Consider the following 17,021-nt stretch of genomic DNA (forward strand, 5'->3'; position numbering starts at 1 on the left):
GAGGCGGACTGGTTCGTTACGCATGGTGCCCCCGCTTTTCATTGTGCTGTAGCGGCCCGAGGTAGGTTTGCTCGCGGATAGATTCAGCCTCGTCGAGGCGATTCATTTCTTTGCCGGCTTTGGTTAGCCTCTGCAACAGGTCGGGCGGAATTTGCGTGTAAATCTCGGTTGTCTTCAAATGGGCATGCCCAAGCATTTGCTGAACCAACAACATCCTGTCTTGGTAGGTCTTCCCGATGTCCGAGCACAATACTGAAAAGGCAGTGCCGTGACGCATCCAATGGGTCGCCATAGCATCGATGAGGCGAACTCTTCTGACAGCTTTCTTGAATTGCTTCGACGCGTTTCTGGGGCTCCACCGCAGTTGATTTGCGGTCAGAAACACCGGCTTGTTGGGGTCATTGATATCCCAATCTGAAGCGAGCTTGTACTCGCGACTACTGTGATAGCGCTTGATGCGCCTGAGGACAGCCCGCGACATCAGGGTGATTTTTTCGGGTTTCTGGCCTCCACGCCCCTTGACACGCCGGGCGCAGATTGGAATGAATTGAAAGGCGGGGTCGTACATCGAGTCATCGGGAATGTCGCTAGCCACGAGATTCACCAACTCAGAGATTCTGAGGCCCATGTCGTACTGTGCGTGGAACATGCACCGCTCGCACTCGTTGTGCATGCCATTCAGGAGCTGCACAACGATTTCTGCAGAGACATACCTCGGACTACGGGCATTCGGTGGTGCGACCACGTAGCGAAGCGTGCCGGCACGGCCATATGGGGAATTCTCTGGGTCCCGCAGATTGCCGGCTTCTTGCGTTGCCATCCAGTCCAAGAATTGCTTCACGCAGGCCTCTCGTGAATGCAAGGTGTTATGGCTTTCGGCTCCTCGCGTTTTCATGTCGCGAGTCCACGCTTGGATGTCTTGGCGACTGAGCAGCACGAGATTTTCGTCGACGCTCAGGTTCGGATACGGCCCATCCCGCTCAATCCAACGACAGAGATAAGAAAGGGTACGGGCGTACTGCTCGACAGTGCTCATGCTGATGCTCAAACCAGCTTCGGCTCTTAGCTTGCGCAGCCAGAGATGGACGCTTTTTACGACGACCCCGTAGCTGTCCAGCACGCTGTAGAGCGGGTAGGTGCTCGAATTGACCGACAACTGAAGAACGTCGCCGCTGGACAGTACGACGACTTCGGAGGAAGCACTGCCGGTCACTTTCACCAATTGAGGTACAAGGCTGTTGGCAAGCGGCACTTATGAGCCTCCCGGTAGGAATGTCTTTCCGTAAACCGCACGTCTCTGAGTCTGATGGGCAACTGGCAAGAGCGCCGGCGGAATGATACCTGGAGATTGATGAAGTGGTAAAAGAATATGGTTCCATGAAATTTCTTGCTTGGGATGACTAGATAGTCCGGTTTTCCGTGGGAGATGCGCCGGATTGGTATAAAAAATTTGGTTCCAGAAACATATCTACGAGAACCAGCTCGACATGCTGCAGCGCCAGCTCACGCGCGAGCCTTACGAGAGCCCGCGGCTCGAGATTGCCGAGCGTGTGCCGGAATACGCGAAGACGGGCGTCTACGCGCCCGAGTGGCTGGAACAGATCGAGCCGTCCGATTTCTCGCTCGTCGGCTACCGCCACCATGAGCCGCTGACCGCACCGATGGCGGTCTGATCGAGCAACCTGGGCCGCGCGGTTGCATCTAGCCGCGCCCCGTAGAAGAAAGGCCCGACCGGTTGATCCCGGTCGGGCTTTTTTGTTTCACGTTTGCGGCGCTTACTGGCGATGCCGCTCTTCGTGACCGCCTTGTGGCGGCGAGTTGCTCGGGTGAGGCGCCTCGACGTGCGGCGCCGGTTGCGGCCGCGGTTCCATGTGCGGTGCGGGCATCGACGGCCGCGGTTCCATGCGTGGCGCCGGCTGCGGTCGCGGCTCCATGCGCGGCGCCTGTGGTTGCGGGCGCGGCATGTCATGCACGGCGGGGGCCGGCGGACGGTACTCGTTCACACGGGGCGGCGCGACTTCGCGATGCGGCGCCGGTTGTGTGAATTCGGCGTGCGGTTGCGGCGCGGGTGCGGCCCGTTCCGGTTGCGATTGCCCATGCTGGGCCGGCGACTGGAAATCGGGGCGTGGACGCGGCTGCGGAATCTGCGCGGTGTTGTCGAGCCGCGGTTGCGGCAGGGCGCGTGGTGCTTCGTTCCGGCTGCCGGGCTGCGCGCCCTGCGGCGCCGGCACGCCTTCCGGATGCGGCACTGCCGCGCTTCGCACGGGCGGCAGCGCATTCTGGCCCGCCGCGTGAAGCGCGGTCGGCGGCGCAGGGCGTTGACGTTCCATCGGTGTGTGCGGCTGCATCCACATGGGTGACGGCGTTTCGGCCGCGTGGGCATTGCCGATGCCCGCCGGAGCGTTGTTCGCGACCGGCGGATGCGGGACGCCGCTACCGGGCCCGAATGCCTGATGTGGCACCGGGTTGCCGGGCGCCTGCGGCATGCCGCCGTTGGCGAAACGCGCTGCGTTGGAGGTTTCGCCGTTCGCCGGCCGGGCGCCATTCGGCATGCCCGGCGTCGGTGTGCCCGGACGCCCGGCCTGCACGGTGGCCGGCTGGCCTTCGCGAGGCGCGCGAGCCGGTTGCACGACAGGGCCGTGCGGATTCACGAGCTGCACGTTGTGCATCGCCCATGCGCCGCCGTCCGGCTTGCCCGGAATGCGGACCGGGCGAGCCGTATAGTCGGCCGGCACGTTCGTCTTCACGACAGGTGCGCCGGCACCCGGTACGCGCCCGCCTTCCTGCGCGAGGTGGGCCGCCGCCTGATCGCGATACGCGGCCGGGACGGCGGGATTGCGCGTCGCGACGTACGGGTGCTGGGCAATCGCGGCAGGCGGGCGGTAGCTCGCATTGCGCAGCCCGCCCGTGAAGCTCTGGCGCACCGGTGCAATGCCAGGCGTCCCCGGCGTGACGTGCGCGTTGCGCCATTGTTGCGGATCGACGTGCTGCGAGAAGTGCGCGACCGGCTGGCCGTGCACGAACGCGGAGGCCGGTACGGCCGTGATCGCGTGCGGCGCGCGGAAGTTCACGTACGTCTTGTTGATGTTGGTGATATTGGTGACATTGGTGATGTTCGTCACGTTCACGGTCTTGTTCACGTTGACGTTGTTCACCACGATGTTGCGGTTCACGCGGTCGTAGTAGTGCGGGCTCCAGCCGCCCCAGCCGGGATGCCACGGTTCGCCCGGGCCGAGCGCGAACCACGCGCAGCCGGCCGCGGCGACGCCGCCCACCGTGAGCGCGACACTCCAGTCGGGCCCGCCGCCACCGCCGACGAACGCGACCAGTGCCGGCGCATAGACCGGCGGCTGGCTGACGACCAGCGGGCCCGGCACCCAGGCCCAGCTATCGTCCACGTATGCCCAGCGGCCGTAGTGATACGGAGCGAAACCCCACGGCGCGTCGTCGACCCATGTCCAGCCCCACGGTGCCTGCCAGATCCAGTGGCCGTCGTGATACGGCGCCCAGTCGGCAGGCGTGTCGTTCGGTACCCAGACCTGGCCGTAGTTCGGGGTTTCGCGCCACGTGCCGTTCGCGTCGAGATCCTGGTAGCCGGGGATGTCGCGGGACACATAGCGGGCCGATACCGAGCGCTCCTCGGCCGCGTCGCGGCTGGCGGCCCACTGGTCGAGCGGATCGGGGCCCGGAGCCGCGGATTGCTGCGCGACCTGGAGGTCGGTGCCCGTGAACACGACCTGCTGCCCGGGCGACAGCGGGTACTGGCCGTTGCTGCCGTAGACGGTCGCGCTGCCGCTGCGCACCGTGACCGTCGTGCTCGCACCGTTCGGCGCGACGTCGACGCGATAGTCGCCGGGGCCGGTGATGCCGAGCGCGAGATTAGGCGTGTCGATTTCGTACGATCCGCCTGCGGGCAAATCGCGCACGTGCGTCGATACGGTGCCGAGCCCCACTTTCAGCTGGGTCGTCGTGTCGTCGAGGTTCAGCACCGACAGGCTCGTCGACTCGCCGAGCCGGACTGCGGTCGAGCCGATGTGCAGTTCCGAGCGCGCACCGGCATCGTTCCAGAGCTGGTCGCCGGTCGTCAGCGGCCGGTTCACGGCAGCATACGACCACGTATCGGTGCCGGCCGGTTCGGTCGTCACGGCGCCCGACAGGTAATTGAGCCGCGCGACACGGCTGGGTGGATCGCCGCCCGGTTGCCGTGCCGCGGCCGCATAGGGCGGCGCGCCGGCCGATTGCGCGAATGCGGGGGGCAGTGCCGCAAGCGCGACGAACGCGACCAGCGTGCAGCGGGCGGTTCGCTTGAGCGTGAACAGGGTGGCCATGGTGAGCGTCTTCGTCATCATTGTCGCGGCGCGTCGATTCGTGCCGCTGAGTTCACAATATCCGTTCGGCCTGTTTCAATGCTCGGTGTTTTGTAAGTCGAATGGCACGCGGTGTAACAAAACCTGTCCATCGCGCGCCGTTGTCGTGCAGACGCAATCCAGACGTCAAGCGGACGTAAGCCACTCGTCGAAAACCTGCTGTCCGGGCACCGTGACGCGCAGCACGCGCGGCCGTGCGGCGCGCTCGATCCAGCCGTGCGCGCAGAAGCGCTCGAGCAGCGCCGCACCGAGTGCGCCGCCGAGATGCGAGCGCCGTTCGCTCCAGTCGAGGCAGCCGCATGCGAAGCGCCGCCGGCGCGTGCGCTGCTGAGCGACGTCGATGCCCCATTGCGCGAGCGCCTGGGTGCCGAGTTCGGTAGTCTCGATCGCATCGCCGTCGGCAAGCAGCCAGCCGCGCGCGGTGAGCCCGTCGAAGATGCGCACCGCGAGTTCGCCGGCCATGTGGTCGTAGCAGGTGCGCGCATAGCGCAACTCGGCCGGGACCGTGCGGGACGGCGCCGGTACCGGGCGATGCGGCGCGGCTGCGCGAGCGACGTTCGCAAGCGCCTCGAGCGATGCCGCGATGTCGGCCGATGCGATCCGGTAGTAGCGGTGCCGGCCACGCACGTCGAGCGCGAGCAGGCCGCCCTCGGTCAAGCGCGCGAGATGGGCGCTGGCAGCGGACGGCGACAGCCCCGCGATCATCGTCAGCTCGCCAGCCGGTCGCGCGCTGCCGTCCATCAGCACCCACAGCATCGCGGCGCGGCCCGGGTCGGCGATCAGCGAGCCGATGCGGCTCAGGCCCGGAAAGTGGTGGTCGTCTTGGTCGGTCATCGTCGTGTCTCGTCAGGCGGGATGATCTTCAGTGTAGTGGGCGTGCGCATTCGATGTTTCGCTTTTGGCTGAAATGTGGGATGCACTGGCGCAGGCGTCGTCGATGCGGCGGAACCGGGCCGCGGCCGCTTGCGGGGCGCGCGTAGAATGGCCGAAAGCGGCCGCAGCGGGCGGCCGCACGTGACACGATGCAATGATGAAGACGATTTTCTGTTTGCTGGCGGCCGCGCTCGTCTGCGCGGCCTGTGTGCAAGGCGGTGCGGGCGCGTCCGGCGAGCGCGGCGGCAGCATCGAGATGTACGGAACGATCGATCAGGGCATCACGGTGCGCCGCTGACCGAGGCGGCCGTGCACGCCTGGGCATATCGCCGGAAGCCGCGCCACACGGGGCGCCCCGCGACGCGTTGCCGCAGTGCAACGTATAATGGCCCGATTACAGCGCCCCTGCCGCCTGGAGCCAACAAGATGTCCCAACCGTCCCCCGTACCGGCCGCCCTCGACCGCACCGAAACCGTATTCCGCTTCCTCGCCGAGCCGTCGTCCGTGAACTTCGGCGGCAAGGTGCACGGCGGCGCGCTGATGAAGTGGATCGACGAGGTCGCATATGCATGCGCGGCCGTCTGGTCGAGCCGCTATTGCGTGACGGTCAGCGTCGGCAACATCCGTTTCCAGCGTCCGATCATGGTCGGCAATCTGGTCGAGCTGAAGGCGCGCGTCGTCGCGACGGGCCGCACCAGCATGCACATCCATGTGTCCGTGCATGCCGGCGATCCGAAGGGCGGCATGCTGCGCCAGACGACCGATTGTCTCGTCGTGTTCGTCGCGGTCGACGAGAACGGCAACCCGGTGCCGGTGCCGCCGTTCGTGCCCGAGACCGACGAGCAGAAAGTGCTCGCGAAATATGCGGCCGACGTGCGGGCCGCGCTCGACAAGATCGTCGAGATGAAACCGGAAGAGGTCGCGAAGGGCGCGGTCTGACCGCAGCGGGCGCCGCGCATCGCGCCGCGCCCGTCATCCTGCCTCTTCCGCCGTTCCTGCCGTTACTGCCGTTACTGCCGTTACTGTGACCCGATCATCTGCTCGGGACGTACCCACGCATCGAATTCCGCCTCGGTCAGGTAGCCGAGCGCGAGCGCGGCCGCCTTCAGCGTCGTGCCTTCCTTGTGCGCCTTCTTCGCGATCTGCGCCGACTTGTCGTAGCCGATGTGCGGATTGAGCGCCGTCACCAGCATCAGCGATTCGTTCAGCAGCAGGTCGATCCGCGAGCGGTTCGGCTCGATGCCCACCGCGCAATGGTCGTTGAAGCTTTGCGCGCCGTCGGCGAGCAGCCGCACCGACTGCAGCACGTTGTGCGCGATCATCGGCCGGAACACGTTCAGCTCGAAATTGCCGCTTGCGCCGCCGACGTTGACCGCGACGTCGTTGCCGAACACCTGACAGCAGAGCATCGTTACGGCTTCGGACTGCGTCGGGTTCACCTTGCCCGGCATGATCGAGCTGCCCGGCTCGTTTTCAGGAATCGACAGTTCGCCGAGCCCGCAGCGCGGCCCGCTCGCGAGCCAGCGGACATCGTTCGCGATCTTCATCAGGCCGGCCGCGACCGTCTTCAGCGCGCCGTGTGCGAACACCAGCGCATCGGCCGCTGCCATCACCTCGAACTTGCTCGGCGCCGTCACGAACGGCAGCTTCGCGAGCCGGCCGATTTCATCGGCGACGCGCACCGCGAACTCCGGATGCGCGTTCAGCCCCGTGCCGACCGCGGTGCCGCCGAGCGCGAGTTCGTACAGGTGCGGCAATGCCGATTCGACGTGACGGATGCCCTGGTCGAGCTGCGCGACGTAACCGGAAAACTCCTGGCCGAGCGTGAGCGGCGTCGCGTCCTGCAGGTGCGTGCGGCCGATCTTCACGATGTCGGCGAACGCCTTCGACTTCGCGTCGAGCGTCGTGCGCAGCGTGCGCAGCGCCGGCAGCAGGTGGTTGACGATCGCGTACGCGGCCGCGACGTGCATCGCGGTCGGGAAGACGTCGTTCGACGACTGGCCGCGGTTCACGTCGTCGTTCGGATGAACCTTGCGCGCTTCGCCGCGCTCGCCGCCCATCAGTTCGCTCGCGCGATTCGCGATCACCTCGTTGAGGTTCATGTTGGTCTGCGTACCGGAGCCCGTCTGCCACACGGCGAGCGGGAATTCGCGCGGATGCTTGCCGGCGATGATCTCGTCGGCCGCGTCGATGATCGCGCGCGCCTTGTCGTCGGCCAGCACGCCGAGCGACTGGTTCACGGCCGCCGCGGCGCGCTTGACGATCGCGAGCGCGTGGATCAGCTCGGGCGACTGCTTCTCGGTCGAGATCCGGAAATTCTGCAGCGAGCGCTCGGTCTGCGCGCCCCAGAGCCGGTCGGCCGGCACGGCGATCTCGCCGAACGTATCGCGTTCCATCCGAACTGCTTCGTTCATGATCCACTCCTCCAGAAAAGGGGAAAGGCCGCGCGTGGTCGCGCGGCATCAGACGTAATCAGACGTATCGTGAGGCAGTCGCGCCGCTTGCGCGGCGTCTCGGGATCTTCAGCCGACTAGCATAGCGCCGGCCCGGATTTCGCGTCTTGTCGCGTTCAGTGCGGCGACGTCACGAGCGACGCGCTCTTCAGATGGAAGCGCCACGCCATCAGCACGGCCACGCTGGCGAGTCCGGCCGCGAGGCCCCACCAGAGGCCGCGGGCGCCGAGGCCCACGTGGAACGCGAACCAGTAGCCGGTCGGAAAGCCGATGCCCCAGTAGCCGAGGGTGGCCGCGAGCATCGGGATGCGCGTGTCCTTCAGGCCGCGCAGCGCACCCGACCCGACGGTCTGCGCGCCGTCGACGATCTGGAACACCGCGGCGATGCCGAGCAGCGACGCGGCGAGCGACACGGTGGCCGCGTTGGCCGGATCGTCGAGGTTCAGGTACAGGCCGACGATCGCATGCGGCGCGACGATCAGCACGATGCCCGACAGCGTCATGAACGCGACACCGAGGCCGAGTGCGACGAAGCCGGCATGCCGCGCGGCGACGGGCGCCCCTGCGCCGACCCAGTAACCGACCCGCACGTTGGCGGCCTGGCCGATCGCGAGCGGCACCATGAACGCCACCGACGCGACGTTCAGCGCGATCTGGTGCGCGGCCAGCGACGTCGCGCCAAGCACGCCGACCGTCAGGCCGGTCGCGAGGAATAGTGTCGACTCGACCCCGTAAGTGATCGCGACGGGCCAGCCGATGCCGATCAACTCGCCCATCAGCGGCAGCTTCGGGCGGGCGGCGGTGACGAAATGACGGAAGCGCTGCCGGCCGTGCAGCAGCCAGATCAGGGCGAATGCGGTGAGCCAGATCGTGATCGTCGTTGCGACGGCCGAACCGAGGAAGCCGAGGCGTGGCAGCCCGAACGCGCCGTGGATCAGCCCGTAGTTCAGCACGCCGTTCACGCCGACGCCGCCGATCGACACCCACAGCAGCCGGCGCGCCGCGCCGATCGCGGGCAGGAACGCGCGCATCAGCCCGACGCCGATCAGGCTGCCGAGCGCGGCGAAGCGCAGGATGCCCGTGTATTCGCCGACGTGATGCGCGAGCAGCGGCGGCTCGTGGAACATCAGCAGGATCGGTTCGGACAGCGACAGCGCGATGATGGCCGGAATCGCGAGCAGCACGGACAGCGCGAAGCCGGTCCAGTAGATGTGCGGGACGCGCTCGTCGGCCTTGGCGCCGCGCGCATGCGCGACGCTGACGCTGACCGACGACAGCACGCCTTGCAGCACGGTCACGATGACGAAGAAGAAGTTTGCGCCGAGCCCGCCCGCCGCGAGCGAATCGGGGCCGAGCGAGCCGAGCAGCACCGTGTCGGTGACGCTCATCGCCATCTGCGAGAGCTGCGCGATCGCGAGCGGCGCAGCGAGGCGCGCGGTATCTGCGGCATGACTGGACAGGGACGGCGGCGCGGCGGCCGTCCGCGTAAGACCGGAATGCGACATGGAATGGGCGCTCGCGCGGGTGCGGGCCCGCGCTATATGTATTTATTTTGAGAGACGGCTAGCTTACGGCTTTATTCGAACGGTGTCGAACGCGCGCGCCGATGGCCATGTCGCAGGCAGGGGGAACCGTCGACCCTAGGCTTCGCGCACGGCAATGCGCGTGTCGCCGAGCAGGACGACCTGGCCCGCGCGGATCTTGCAGGTCTTGCGCAGTTCGACCGCGCCGTCGACTTTCACCGCGCCGGACGCGACGATCAGCTTCGCGGTGCCGCCGCTGTCCGCGAGGCCGGTGATCTTGAGGAGGTTGTGCAGCTCGACGTATTCGCCGGTCAGCGTGAAATCCAGATTGGGCATGACGAAGGAGGTGCGCATTGCGCGGGAGGAATCGCCTCGCATCATACGGCACCGCGGGCCGGCGCGCGAGCGCGGCCGGCTGCTGCCCGCAGTTGTTAGGGAGTGTGAGCCATTCGTCAGTAAATGAAACGGTGGGTAACAGTCTGAGAGATTCGAGAACCGGCCGCGCGGGCTGCGGGTCTTTTGTCGTACCTGCTGCGTGTTGCGGCGGGGGACGCAACGGACCGCATCGCTGCGGTTCGGGCGCACAACTTCCTGAGGAGAATTGCCATGTCCAAGATTCGTACGATGCTGATCGGTGCCGCGTTGACGGCGTTCGCCACCTCGGCCGCATTTGCCCAGACGGGTACGGCGGTGCAGGGCGCAGCCGGTGCCGGCGTGCAGGCGCAGACGCCGGCGGCCGGTGCCGGCATGCAGGGCGGTGCGGGCGCGAATGCGTCGGGCAATGCCGCCGGCGGTGCAACCGATGCAGTCGGCGCCGCAGCCGATGGCGCGAAGGAGTCGACATCGTCGGCCGTCCACTCGGCCAAAAAGCACACGAAGCATGCGGCGAAGTCGGCCAAGAGCCATGTCGGCTCGGCCAAGGCGAAGGCCGGCGAAGCAACCGAAGGCGGTGCGTCGGTCGGCGCGGAAGGCGGCGCATCGGCCCAGGGCGCCACGCAGTAAGCGGTGGCAGGCGCCGCGCGGCGCTCGCCCTCGACGGCGCGTCGCGACGGCGGCCGTCCGGCGGCCCGGTTCGCGTTGCGCGAACCGGGCTGCTTTCATGGGTCGATGCGATCGGGCGCGCCGTTACGGCCGCCGTTGGCTTTGCCCTTGGCCCGGCTGACCCGGTGCCGGCCGCACGGCAGCCGGGGTGAATACGCTGCGCAGCCACGCGGCGAGCCGGGCGAAGACGTCGTACGGTTCCTCGACGAAGATCTCCGGCTTCAGCAGCCGCAGGTACTCCATGATCTGCTGCGCTTCCTGCTTCTGGAACGAGCCGTGCGCGAGCCCGAGCCGCAGCAGCCCGCGCAGTTCGCCGAGCTTGTCGCGCGCGGTGCTGCCGATGCTCATCTCGCATGCGAGCTTGGCCTCGTAGACCCGTTGTCGCAGCGATTCCGCGAGCCGCCACGCAGGTGTCTGCATCAGTTCCTCGAGCGTCTGGATGTCTTGCGCGGCCCCCTTGATCTGCGAGGCGAGCGGATCGATCAGCGACGGGTCGGCCTGCGCTTCGGCGACGATCGCTTTCGCCCAGTCGCGGCAAGCCTTCGCGAGTTCGTCGGGGGTCCATTCGGAGCGCGACGCGAAGCCGAAGCCGAATTCGCCGGCCTGTCGCATCAGGATCGCGACTACGTCCGGAAATTCCTTGTCGAGCGTGCGTTTTGCCCACGCGTACTGGCCGCCCTGCAGCATCCGCTGCACCGCGTGTTCGGTCAGCGGCACCATGTTGTCGAGCAGCTTGGCGCGCAGGAAATCCTCGAACGACGGCGTCGCGAACTGCGGGTCGAGTTTCAGCGACACGCGGACGAACGCGTCGTAGTCCTTGCGCAGCGACTCGAGTGTGTCGTCCTTGAGGGAAAGGGTGATCTGGCCCATGAATCGTCTCGATGGCGGCCCGTGCAAGCCGGCGGCCGGCACGGCGCACCGGGACGGGCGCAGCGTCGACTGACCGGTGCGCGCCGAGGCCGGTGGCGGGTATTCATTCCCTATATCGGCGCGCCGGGCGGAAACTTGAGCGCGCGCGACCGAGCGTTTGCTCAGGCGGGCAGCCAGTGGGGCAGCACGACCCCTTGCCAGAAAAAGAACACCGCGAGCCCCACCGCGATCGTCACGAGCGGGCGGCGGGTGGCGGCCGACACGAGCACGGCGGCGAGCGCGCCGACGAGCTGTGGATTGCGCCAGGTCAGCTCGGCGGTGCCGCCGTGCGGCGAGACGACCATCGGCACGATGATCGCGGTGAGCACGGTGACGGGCACGAAGCCGAGCGCGGTCCGCACGAGCGGCGGGAAGGTCAGCCGTTCGCCGAACAGGAACAGCGTCGAGCGGATCGCGTACGTGATGACGGCCATCCCGAGGATCAGCAGCGCGTAGCTCACGATGCAGCCTCCGTGCGCGAGCCGGCGCGTGTGCGTTCGTGCCGCAACGTGAGCGCGACGCCGACCGCGACGCCGGCGGCGACCGCGCCGAGCAGCCCGAGCTTGTACGGCCAGCCCTGCCAGAAGTAGGCGAGCGTGCCGGCCGTCACGGCTGCCGCGAAATAGCGCAGCGTGCCGAGTTGCGGGACGACGATCGCGATGAAGGTTGCCGCCATCGCGAAATCGAGGCCAAGCGACTGCAGGCCCGGGAATGCCGCGCCGAAGCCGATGCCTGCGAGCGTCCAGACCTGCCAGTTCAGGTACATCGCGAGCCCCGAGCCGAAGAAGTAGTGGGGGCCGATCGCGCCCGGCGGGAAATGCCGGTAGTGCGCGTAGGCGACCGCGAACACCTCGTCGGTCATCAGTGCGCCGAGCGTCGCACGCCAGCGCAGCGGCAGGTGGGCGACATAGGGCGCGAGCGTCGCGCTGTACAGCAGGTGACGCAGGTTCACGATCAGCGTGGTCGCGAGCACGACGACGAAGCTCGCGCTGCCCGCGATCAGGCCGAGCGCGATGAACTGCGCGGAGCCCGCGAACACGGCGAGCGACATCAGCGCGCCATGCCATGCGGCGAGCGGGCCGCCGCTCACGAGCGTGCCGAAAATCACGCCGAACGGGGCGGCGCCGATCATCATCGGGATCGTGTCGCGCGCACCGTCGAGCCATTCGTTCAATGGGCGGCGGGCAGGCGATGCGGGTATCGGATTCAAAGGGTGCTCCTCCATGAACGGGAGGATAGCGGGCAAGGGGGGGGCCGGCTTGTATGTTCTTGCGCTTGCGGGACGGCGGTATCGCGATGGCGTTCCGGACGCTGCGCGTCAGCTCGCCTGCCAGCGCCCGGGCGGCACGCCGAACATGCGTTTGAAATGCCGGGTGAAGTGGCTTTGGTCGACGAAGCCGCTGGCCGCCGCGACGTCGGCGACGGGCACGCCCGCGCGCAGCGGTGCCAACGCGCGCTGCAAGCGCAACTGGTTGCGCCACGCATGCGGCGGCATGCCGGTCGTGCGGGTGAACAGGCGCGCCGCGTGAAATGGGGACAGGCCAACCGCCTGCGCGACTTCGTCGAGCGTCACCGTGCACACGAGGTCGGCGGCGAGCCGCTCGCGCATGACGTCGACGCGCGGTTCGTCCGCCGCGAGCGGCGCCGGTCGCGGCTGTGCGTCGGCATGGCGCACGATCAGCGTCGACAACGCATCGAGCATCGCCGTTTCGGCGGCGAGCGGATCGTATGCGCGCGGTGCGCCGCTCGCCGGATCATGCGCCGGCTGCCCGTGCGTCTGCAAGGTCAGTGCGCGTTCGCTGCCGGCCTCCATCATCCGGTGCGCCAGCGTGAGCCGGGCCGCAAGATCGGCGTCGCGAATCACGTCGGGCGCGAACCACGGCGGGTCCTGCGGGCGGCCGGCGATCGCATTGGCGAGTTCGTGGATGAATTCGACCGGTATGTAGCTGACGCGATAGCACCAGCCTTCCTCGGCCGCGCGCGACCCCGTATGCACCTCGCCGGGATTGATGACGGGCACGGAGCCGGTTTCGGCGACATAGCCGCTGCCGCGATACGTGTAGCGCTCCGCACCTTCGAGAATCACGGGGATCGTGTACGCGTCGTGCCAGTGGGGGGCGAACGCATGATCGCGATAGGTGGCCGTGAGGAGGTCCGCGTCCGGCAGCAGCGGCGTGCGCCAGTAGCGTGCGGAGTCGGGAAGGCGGGTGGCGGACATGATCGGGCGCGGGAGCGGTCGAATCGACAGTGTATCGCTCGCGCGCCCGGCAGGCGCGGGCTTTACTTGACCGGAATCGTCGTGCCGGCCGGCATCGGTACCGCGGTGACGGCATTCTTCGGGCTGCCGCTGACGATGCGGTCGCTGTAGGTCAGGTAGACGATCGTGTTGCGCTTGGTGTCGACCACGCGCACGACGTGCAGGGTCTTGAAGATGAACGACATGCGCTCGCTGAACACGTCGGTCTGCTGCTTGAGCGGCTCCTTGAAGCTGATCGGGCCGACCTGCCGGCATGCGATCGACGCTTCGCTCGGATCCTCGGCGACGCCGAGCGTGCCCTTGATCCCGCCGGTGCGGGCGCGCGACACGTAGCAGGTCACGCCGTTCACGATCGGATCGTCATACGCCTCGACGACCACGCGATCGGAGCCCGTGACGCGGAAATGGGTGTTGACGCTGCCGACTTCCTCCGCGTGCGCGAGCGGCGCCGCGGCGAACGCGGAAAGCAGGAGGGCGAAGGGGGCTGAGCGGAGGAGGCGGTGCTTCATCGACGGAACCGGATGCGAATGCGGGACAGAGACTCTAGCATGCGCGCGCGACCGGACGACGAAAGCCGAATGGTGGGCCGGAAAAACAAAAGGCCCGTCGAATGACGGGCCTTTCGCTATTTGGCTCCCCGACCTGGGCTCGAACCAGGGACCTACGGATTAACAGTCCGGCGCTCTACCGACTGAGCTATCGGGGAATAAATCGGTACATCTGCATGCGTGTTTGTCTACCAGCAAAAAGCCCGTCCACTTTCAACGGGCCTTTGCGTTTTTGGCTCCCCGACCTGGGCTCGAACCAGGGACCTACGGATTAACAGTCCGGCGCTCTACCGACTGAGCTATCGGGGAACAAACAACAACAGCAGAGAAACGAGATTATATGGGGCGTTGATCAGGTCGTCAATACTTTTGAGCCGCGGCGCACAAAAAAATTTCTGCGGCCGCCGCGCGATCAGCGCTCGAGCAGGTGCAGCTTGTCCTGCACGTCCTTCCACTCGTCCGCGTCGGCGGGTGCCGGCTTGGTCTTCGTGATCGACGGCCAGTCCTTCGCCAGCTCGGCGTTCAGCGCGGTGAACTGCTGCTGGTCGCCCGGAACGTCTTCTTCGGCATAGATCGCATTGGTCGGGCACTCGGCGACGCACACGGCGCAGTCGATGCACTCGTCCGGATCGATGGCGAGAAAGTTGGGACCTTCACGGAAGCAATCCACCGGGCACACATCCACGCAGTCCGTGTATTTGCACTTGATGCAGCCTTCGGTCACAACGTGAGTCATTAAAACGCTCCTGCTTGGCGGTATATATGGGGTGGCGTTTGCGCCAAAACCGGCATTGTAACTGAAGCGCAAAACCCGCATGGCGTGGTCGGCTATCCGGCTTATATCGTTTCGTGATTAGTTTATGGGGCCGTCCAGCGGGCGCCGAAGGGACGCCCCAGCGGCAGTGCGTGCCCGATACGCCGGAACGGGCAGTGCGGTCGGAGCGGGGCGGCAGGCGGTTTCACGATGGTCGGGCCCGCATTCGGGTAACATGGCCGGCAGACCGGGCGGCGCGCGGTGCGCCGGGGCCCGGTCACGATATTGGCGCTGCCGTCATCATGATCATCACTTCGCTGCTCGACACGGATCTCTACAAGTTCACGATGATGCAGGTCGTCCTGCATCACTTCCCCGCTGCAAGCGTCGAATACCGTTTCCGGTGCCGCACGCCCGGCGTCGATCTCGTGCCGTACATCGACGAGATTCGCGACGAGGTGCGCGGCCTGTGCGCGCTGCGCTTTTCCGACGTCGAACTCGACTACCTGCGGCGGATGCGCTTCATCAAGAGCGATTTCGTCGACTTCCTCGCGCTGTTCCACCTGAACGAGAAGTACATTTCGATCACGCCGTCGCCGAAGGGCAACGGTGAAATCGACATCGAGATCACGGGGCCGTGGCTGCACACGATCCTGTTCGAGATCCCGGTGCTCGCGATCGTCAACGAAGTGTATTTCCGCAATACCCAGCGCGAGCCCGACTATCGCGAAGGCCGCGAACGGCTGCGCGAGAAGATCAAGCTGCTCGGTGCGAAGCCCGAGTTCGCCGACTGCAAGATCGCCGACTACGGCACGCGCCGGCGCTTCTCGAAGGTCTGGCACGAGGAGGTCGCGCTTACGCTGCGCGACGGCCTCGGCCCGCAGTTCGCGGGCACCAGCAACGTGCTGTATGCGATGAAGCACGGCATCACGCCGCTCGGCACGATGGCGCACGAGTATCTGCAGGCCTGCCAGGCACTCGGCCCGCGGCTGCGCGATTCGCAGATCTACGGCTTCGAGATGTGGGCGAAGGAATATCGCGGCGACCTCGGGATCGCGCTGTCGGACGTCTACGGGATGGATGCGTTCCTGAACGACTTCGACATGTACTTCTGCAAGCTGTTCGACGGCGCGCGCCACGATTCGGGCGATCCGTTCGAATGGGGCGAGCGGATGCTGCGTCATTACGAGATGAACCGTTGCGACCCGCGGACCAAGGTGCTCGTGTTCTCGGATGCACTCGACATCCCGAAGGTCATGCAGTTGTACGAACGTTTCCGCGGCCGCTGCAAGCTCGCGTTCGGCGTCGGCACGAACCTCACCAACGATCTCGGCTACGTGCCGCTGCAGATCGTGATCAAGATGGTCCGCTGCAATGGCCAGCCGGTCGCGAAGCTGTCGGATTCGCCGGGCAAGAGCATGTGCGACGACAAGGCGTATCTGGCTTACCTGCGCCAGGTGTTCGGCATCGCGCAGCCGGTCGAGGAAGACGCGTCGAAGTAAGCATCGGCCGAACGGCCAAAACTGCGTGGCGGCGAGGTCGGCCGGTATAATCCGACGGTATCGCCCGCCAACGTCACGAGGACCGTTCATGGACACTTCCGCTGCCCGTCGCCAGATCCTCGCGCGCATCCGCGCGGCGCAGGGGCGTGCGGCCGAACCCGATGCGGCCGAGCGCGACGGCGTTGCCGATTATCTCGCCCGTCATCCGGAGGGCCCGCGCCCGCCGGCGCCGGCCGATCTCGTCGCGGCATTCGTCGACGAAGCGGCACGCCTGTCGACGACGGTCGACGAAGTCGCGACGCTTGCCGACGTACCGGCCGCCGCGGCTCGCTACCTTTGCGCTCACGGCCTGCCGACGCAGGCCGTCGCGTGGCGCACGCTGGCCGATTTCGACTGGGCGGGCGCAGGCCTGTCGGTCGAATGCCGCAAGCCGCGCGACGGCGATCTGGTCGGCCTTACCGGCTGCTTTTGCGCGACTGCGGAAACGGGCTCGCTGGTGCTGCTGTCCGGCCCGGACACCTATGCGTCGGCCGGCCTGTTGCCGGAAACGCACATCGCGATCGTTCCCGCGTCGCGGATCGTCGCCGGTCATGAAGACGCCTTTGCGCTGATCCGCTCGGAGCGCGGCGAATTGCCGCGCGCGGTCAACTTCGTCTCGGGCCCGTCGCGCACGGGCGATATCGAGCAGACCATCGTCCTGGGCGCGCACGGCCCGTACCGCGTTCACGCGATCGTCGTACGGGGCGCATGACGCACCCGCTGCATCCACTACCACTCGAACAAGGAAGTTCTGC

17 protein-coding genes, 2 tRNA genes and 1 pseudogene are annotated in these 17,021 nt (G+C 66.8%); 6 read left to right on the top strand and 14 right to left on the bottom strand.

The window, feature by feature from the left end:
• Positions 1-16 precede the first annotated feature (16 nt).
• Positions 17-1,252, bottom strand: coding sequence for a tyrosine-type recombinase/integrase (locus CFB47_RS05635; protein WP_089460617.1), 1,236 nt, complete (start codon positions 1,250-1,252; stop codon positions 17-19).
• Positions 1,253-1,463: 211 nt separating this feature from the next.
• On the opposite strand from CFB47_RS05635, the pseudogene CFB47_RS05640 reads away from it, so the two are divergent.
• A pseudogene (locus CFB47_RS05640) lies at positions 1,464-1,673 on the top strand (thymidylate synthase); the annotation flags it as partial.
• Between the two features lie 102 nt (positions 1,674-1,775).
• On the opposite strand, the gene CFB47_RS05645 reads toward CFB47_RS05640, so the two are convergent.
• The gene (locus CFB47_RS05645; protein ID WP_089461359.1) at positions 1,776-4,328 is read right to left on the bottom strand and encodes a DUF6600 domain-containing protein; all 2,553 of its coding nucleotides are present in this window, start codon (positions 4,326-4,328) and stop codon (positions 1,776-1,778) included.
• A 165-nt stretch (positions 4,329-4,493) separates the two neighbouring features.
• A complete protein-coding gene (locus CFB47_RS05650; RefSeq protein WP_089439520.1) occupies positions 4,494-5,201 on the bottom strand; it encodes a helix-turn-helix transcriptional regulator in 708 nt (235 codons plus the stop codon).
• Between the two features lie 193 nt (positions 5,202-5,394).
• Here CFB47_RS05650 and CFB47_RS41085 point away from each other — a divergent pair, with 193 nt between their 5' ends.
• Both CFB47_RS41085 and CFB47_RS05660 read left to right on the top strand, forming a co-directional pair.
• A complete protein-coding gene (locus CFB47_RS41085; protein WP_179254789.1) occupies positions 5,395-5,538 on the top strand; it encodes a hypothetical protein in 144 nt (47 codons plus the stop codon).
• A 128-nt stretch (positions 5,539-5,666) separates the two neighbouring features.
• On the top strand, positions 5,667-6,179 hold the full coding sequence (locus CFB47_RS05660) for an acyl-CoA thioesterase (protein WP_039370920.1): 513 nt from the start codon (positions 5,667-5,669) through the stop codon (positions 6,177-6,179).
• An 80-nt stretch (positions 6,180-6,259) separates the two neighbouring features.
• Here the strand turns inward: CFB47_RS05660 and fumC are convergent, their stop codons facing one another.
• From fumC to CFB47_RS05675, 3 genes are all read right to left on the bottom strand, one after another.
• Positions 6,260-7,654, bottom strand: a complete 1,395-nt coding sequence (gene fumC, locus CFB47_RS05665) for a class II fumarate hydratase (RefSeq protein ID WP_047850516.1) — start codon at positions 7,652-7,654, stop codon at positions 6,260-6,262.
• 155 nt (positions 7,655-7,809) lie between these two features.
• On the bottom strand, positions 7,810-9,198 hold the full coding sequence (gene norM, locus CFB47_RS05670) for a multidrug efflux MATE transporter NorM (protein WP_089455822.1): 1,389 nt from the start codon (positions 9,196-9,198) through the stop codon (positions 7,810-7,812).
• A 135-nt stretch (positions 9,199-9,333) separates the two neighbouring features.
• Positions 9,334-9,552, bottom strand: a complete 219-nt coding sequence (locus CFB47_RS05675; protein WP_006486208.1) for an RNA-binding S4 domain-containing protein — start codon at positions 9,550-9,552, stop codon at positions 9,334-9,336.
• Positions 9,553-9,822: 270 nt separating this feature from the next.
• On the opposite strand from CFB47_RS05675, the gene CFB47_RS05680 reads away from it, so the two are divergent.
• The gene (locus CFB47_RS05680) at positions 9,823-10,218 is read left to right on the top strand and encodes a hypothetical protein (RefSeq protein WP_089439522.1); all 396 of its coding nucleotides are present in this window, start codon (positions 9,823-9,825) and stop codon (positions 10,216-10,218) included.
• 123 nt (positions 10,219-10,341) lie between these two features.
• Here CFB47_RS05680 and CFB47_RS05685 read toward each other — a convergent pair whose 3' ends face one another.
• The 8 genes from CFB47_RS05685 to fdxA all read right to left on the bottom strand — a co-directional run bounded on the left by CFB47_RS05685 (position 10,342) and on the right by fdxA (position 14,707).
• The gene (locus CFB47_RS05685) at positions 10,342-11,127 is read right to left on the bottom strand and encodes a DUF4088 family protein (RefSeq protein ID WP_089460618.1); all 786 of its coding nucleotides are present in this window, start codon (positions 11,125-11,127) and stop codon (positions 10,342-10,344) included.
• Positions 11,128-11,288: 161 nt separating this feature from the next.
• Positions 11,289-11,627, bottom strand: coding sequence for an AzlD domain-containing protein (locus tag CFB47_RS05690; protein WP_089424828.1), 339 nt, complete (start codon positions 11,625-11,627; stop codon positions 11,289-11,291).
• The gene (locus CFB47_RS05695) at positions 11,624-12,391 is read right to left on the bottom strand and encodes an AzlC family ABC transporter permease (RefSeq protein ID WP_089455825.1); all 768 of its coding nucleotides are present in this window, start codon (positions 12,389-12,391) and stop codon (positions 11,624-11,626) included. The genes CFB47_RS05690 and CFB47_RS05695 overlap by 4 nt, the downstream gene beginning before the upstream one ends.
• A gap of 93 nt (positions 12,392-12,484) precedes the next feature.
• A complete protein-coding gene (locus CFB47_RS05700) occupies positions 12,485-13,384 on the bottom strand; it encodes an AraC family transcriptional regulator (RefSeq protein WP_089439525.1) in 900 nt (299 codons plus the stop codon).
• Positions 13,385-13,446: 62 nt separating this feature from the next.
• Positions 13,447-13,932, bottom strand: a complete 486-nt coding sequence (locus CFB47_RS05705) for a CreA family protein (RefSeq protein ID WP_089455827.1) — start codon at positions 13,930-13,932, stop codon at positions 13,447-13,449.
• A gap of 121 nt (positions 13,933-14,053) precedes the next feature.
• Positions 14,054-14,129 (bottom strand) — tRNA-Asn (locus CFB47_RS05710).
• Positions 14,130-14,204: 75 nt separating this feature from the next.
• Positions 14,205-14,280 (bottom strand) — tRNA-Asn (locus CFB47_RS05715).
• Between the two features lie 103 nt (positions 14,281-14,383).
• Complete coding sequence (gene fdxA / locus CFB47_RS05720) at positions 14,384-14,707, bottom strand: ferredoxin FdxA (RefSeq protein ID WP_011351384.1); 324 nt, start codon at positions 14,705-14,707, stop codon at positions 14,384-14,386.
• 320 nt (positions 14,708-15,027) lie between these two features.
• Between fdxA and pncB the strand changes: the two genes are divergently transcribed.
• Both pncB and CFB47_RS05735 read left to right on the top strand, forming a co-directional pair.
• Positions 15,028-16,227: a nicotinate phosphoribosyltransferase gene (pncB, locus tag CFB47_RS05730; RefSeq protein WP_089424832.1), complete on the top strand. Its 1,200-nt coding sequence runs from the start codon at positions 15,028-15,030 to the stop codon at positions 16,225-16,227.
• Positions 16,228-16,315: 88 nt separating this feature from the next.
• Complete coding sequence (locus tag CFB47_RS05735) at positions 16,316-16,978, top strand: lactate utilization protein C (RefSeq protein ID WP_089455828.1); 663 nt, start codon at positions 16,316-16,318, stop codon at positions 16,976-16,978.
• Positions 16,979-17,021 lie beyond the last annotated feature (43 nt).

The organism is Burkholderia sp. AU27893 (assembly GCF_002223205.1).
Classification (GTDB): Bacteria; Pseudomonadota; Gammaproteobacteria; order Burkholderiales; family Burkholderiaceae; genus Burkholderia.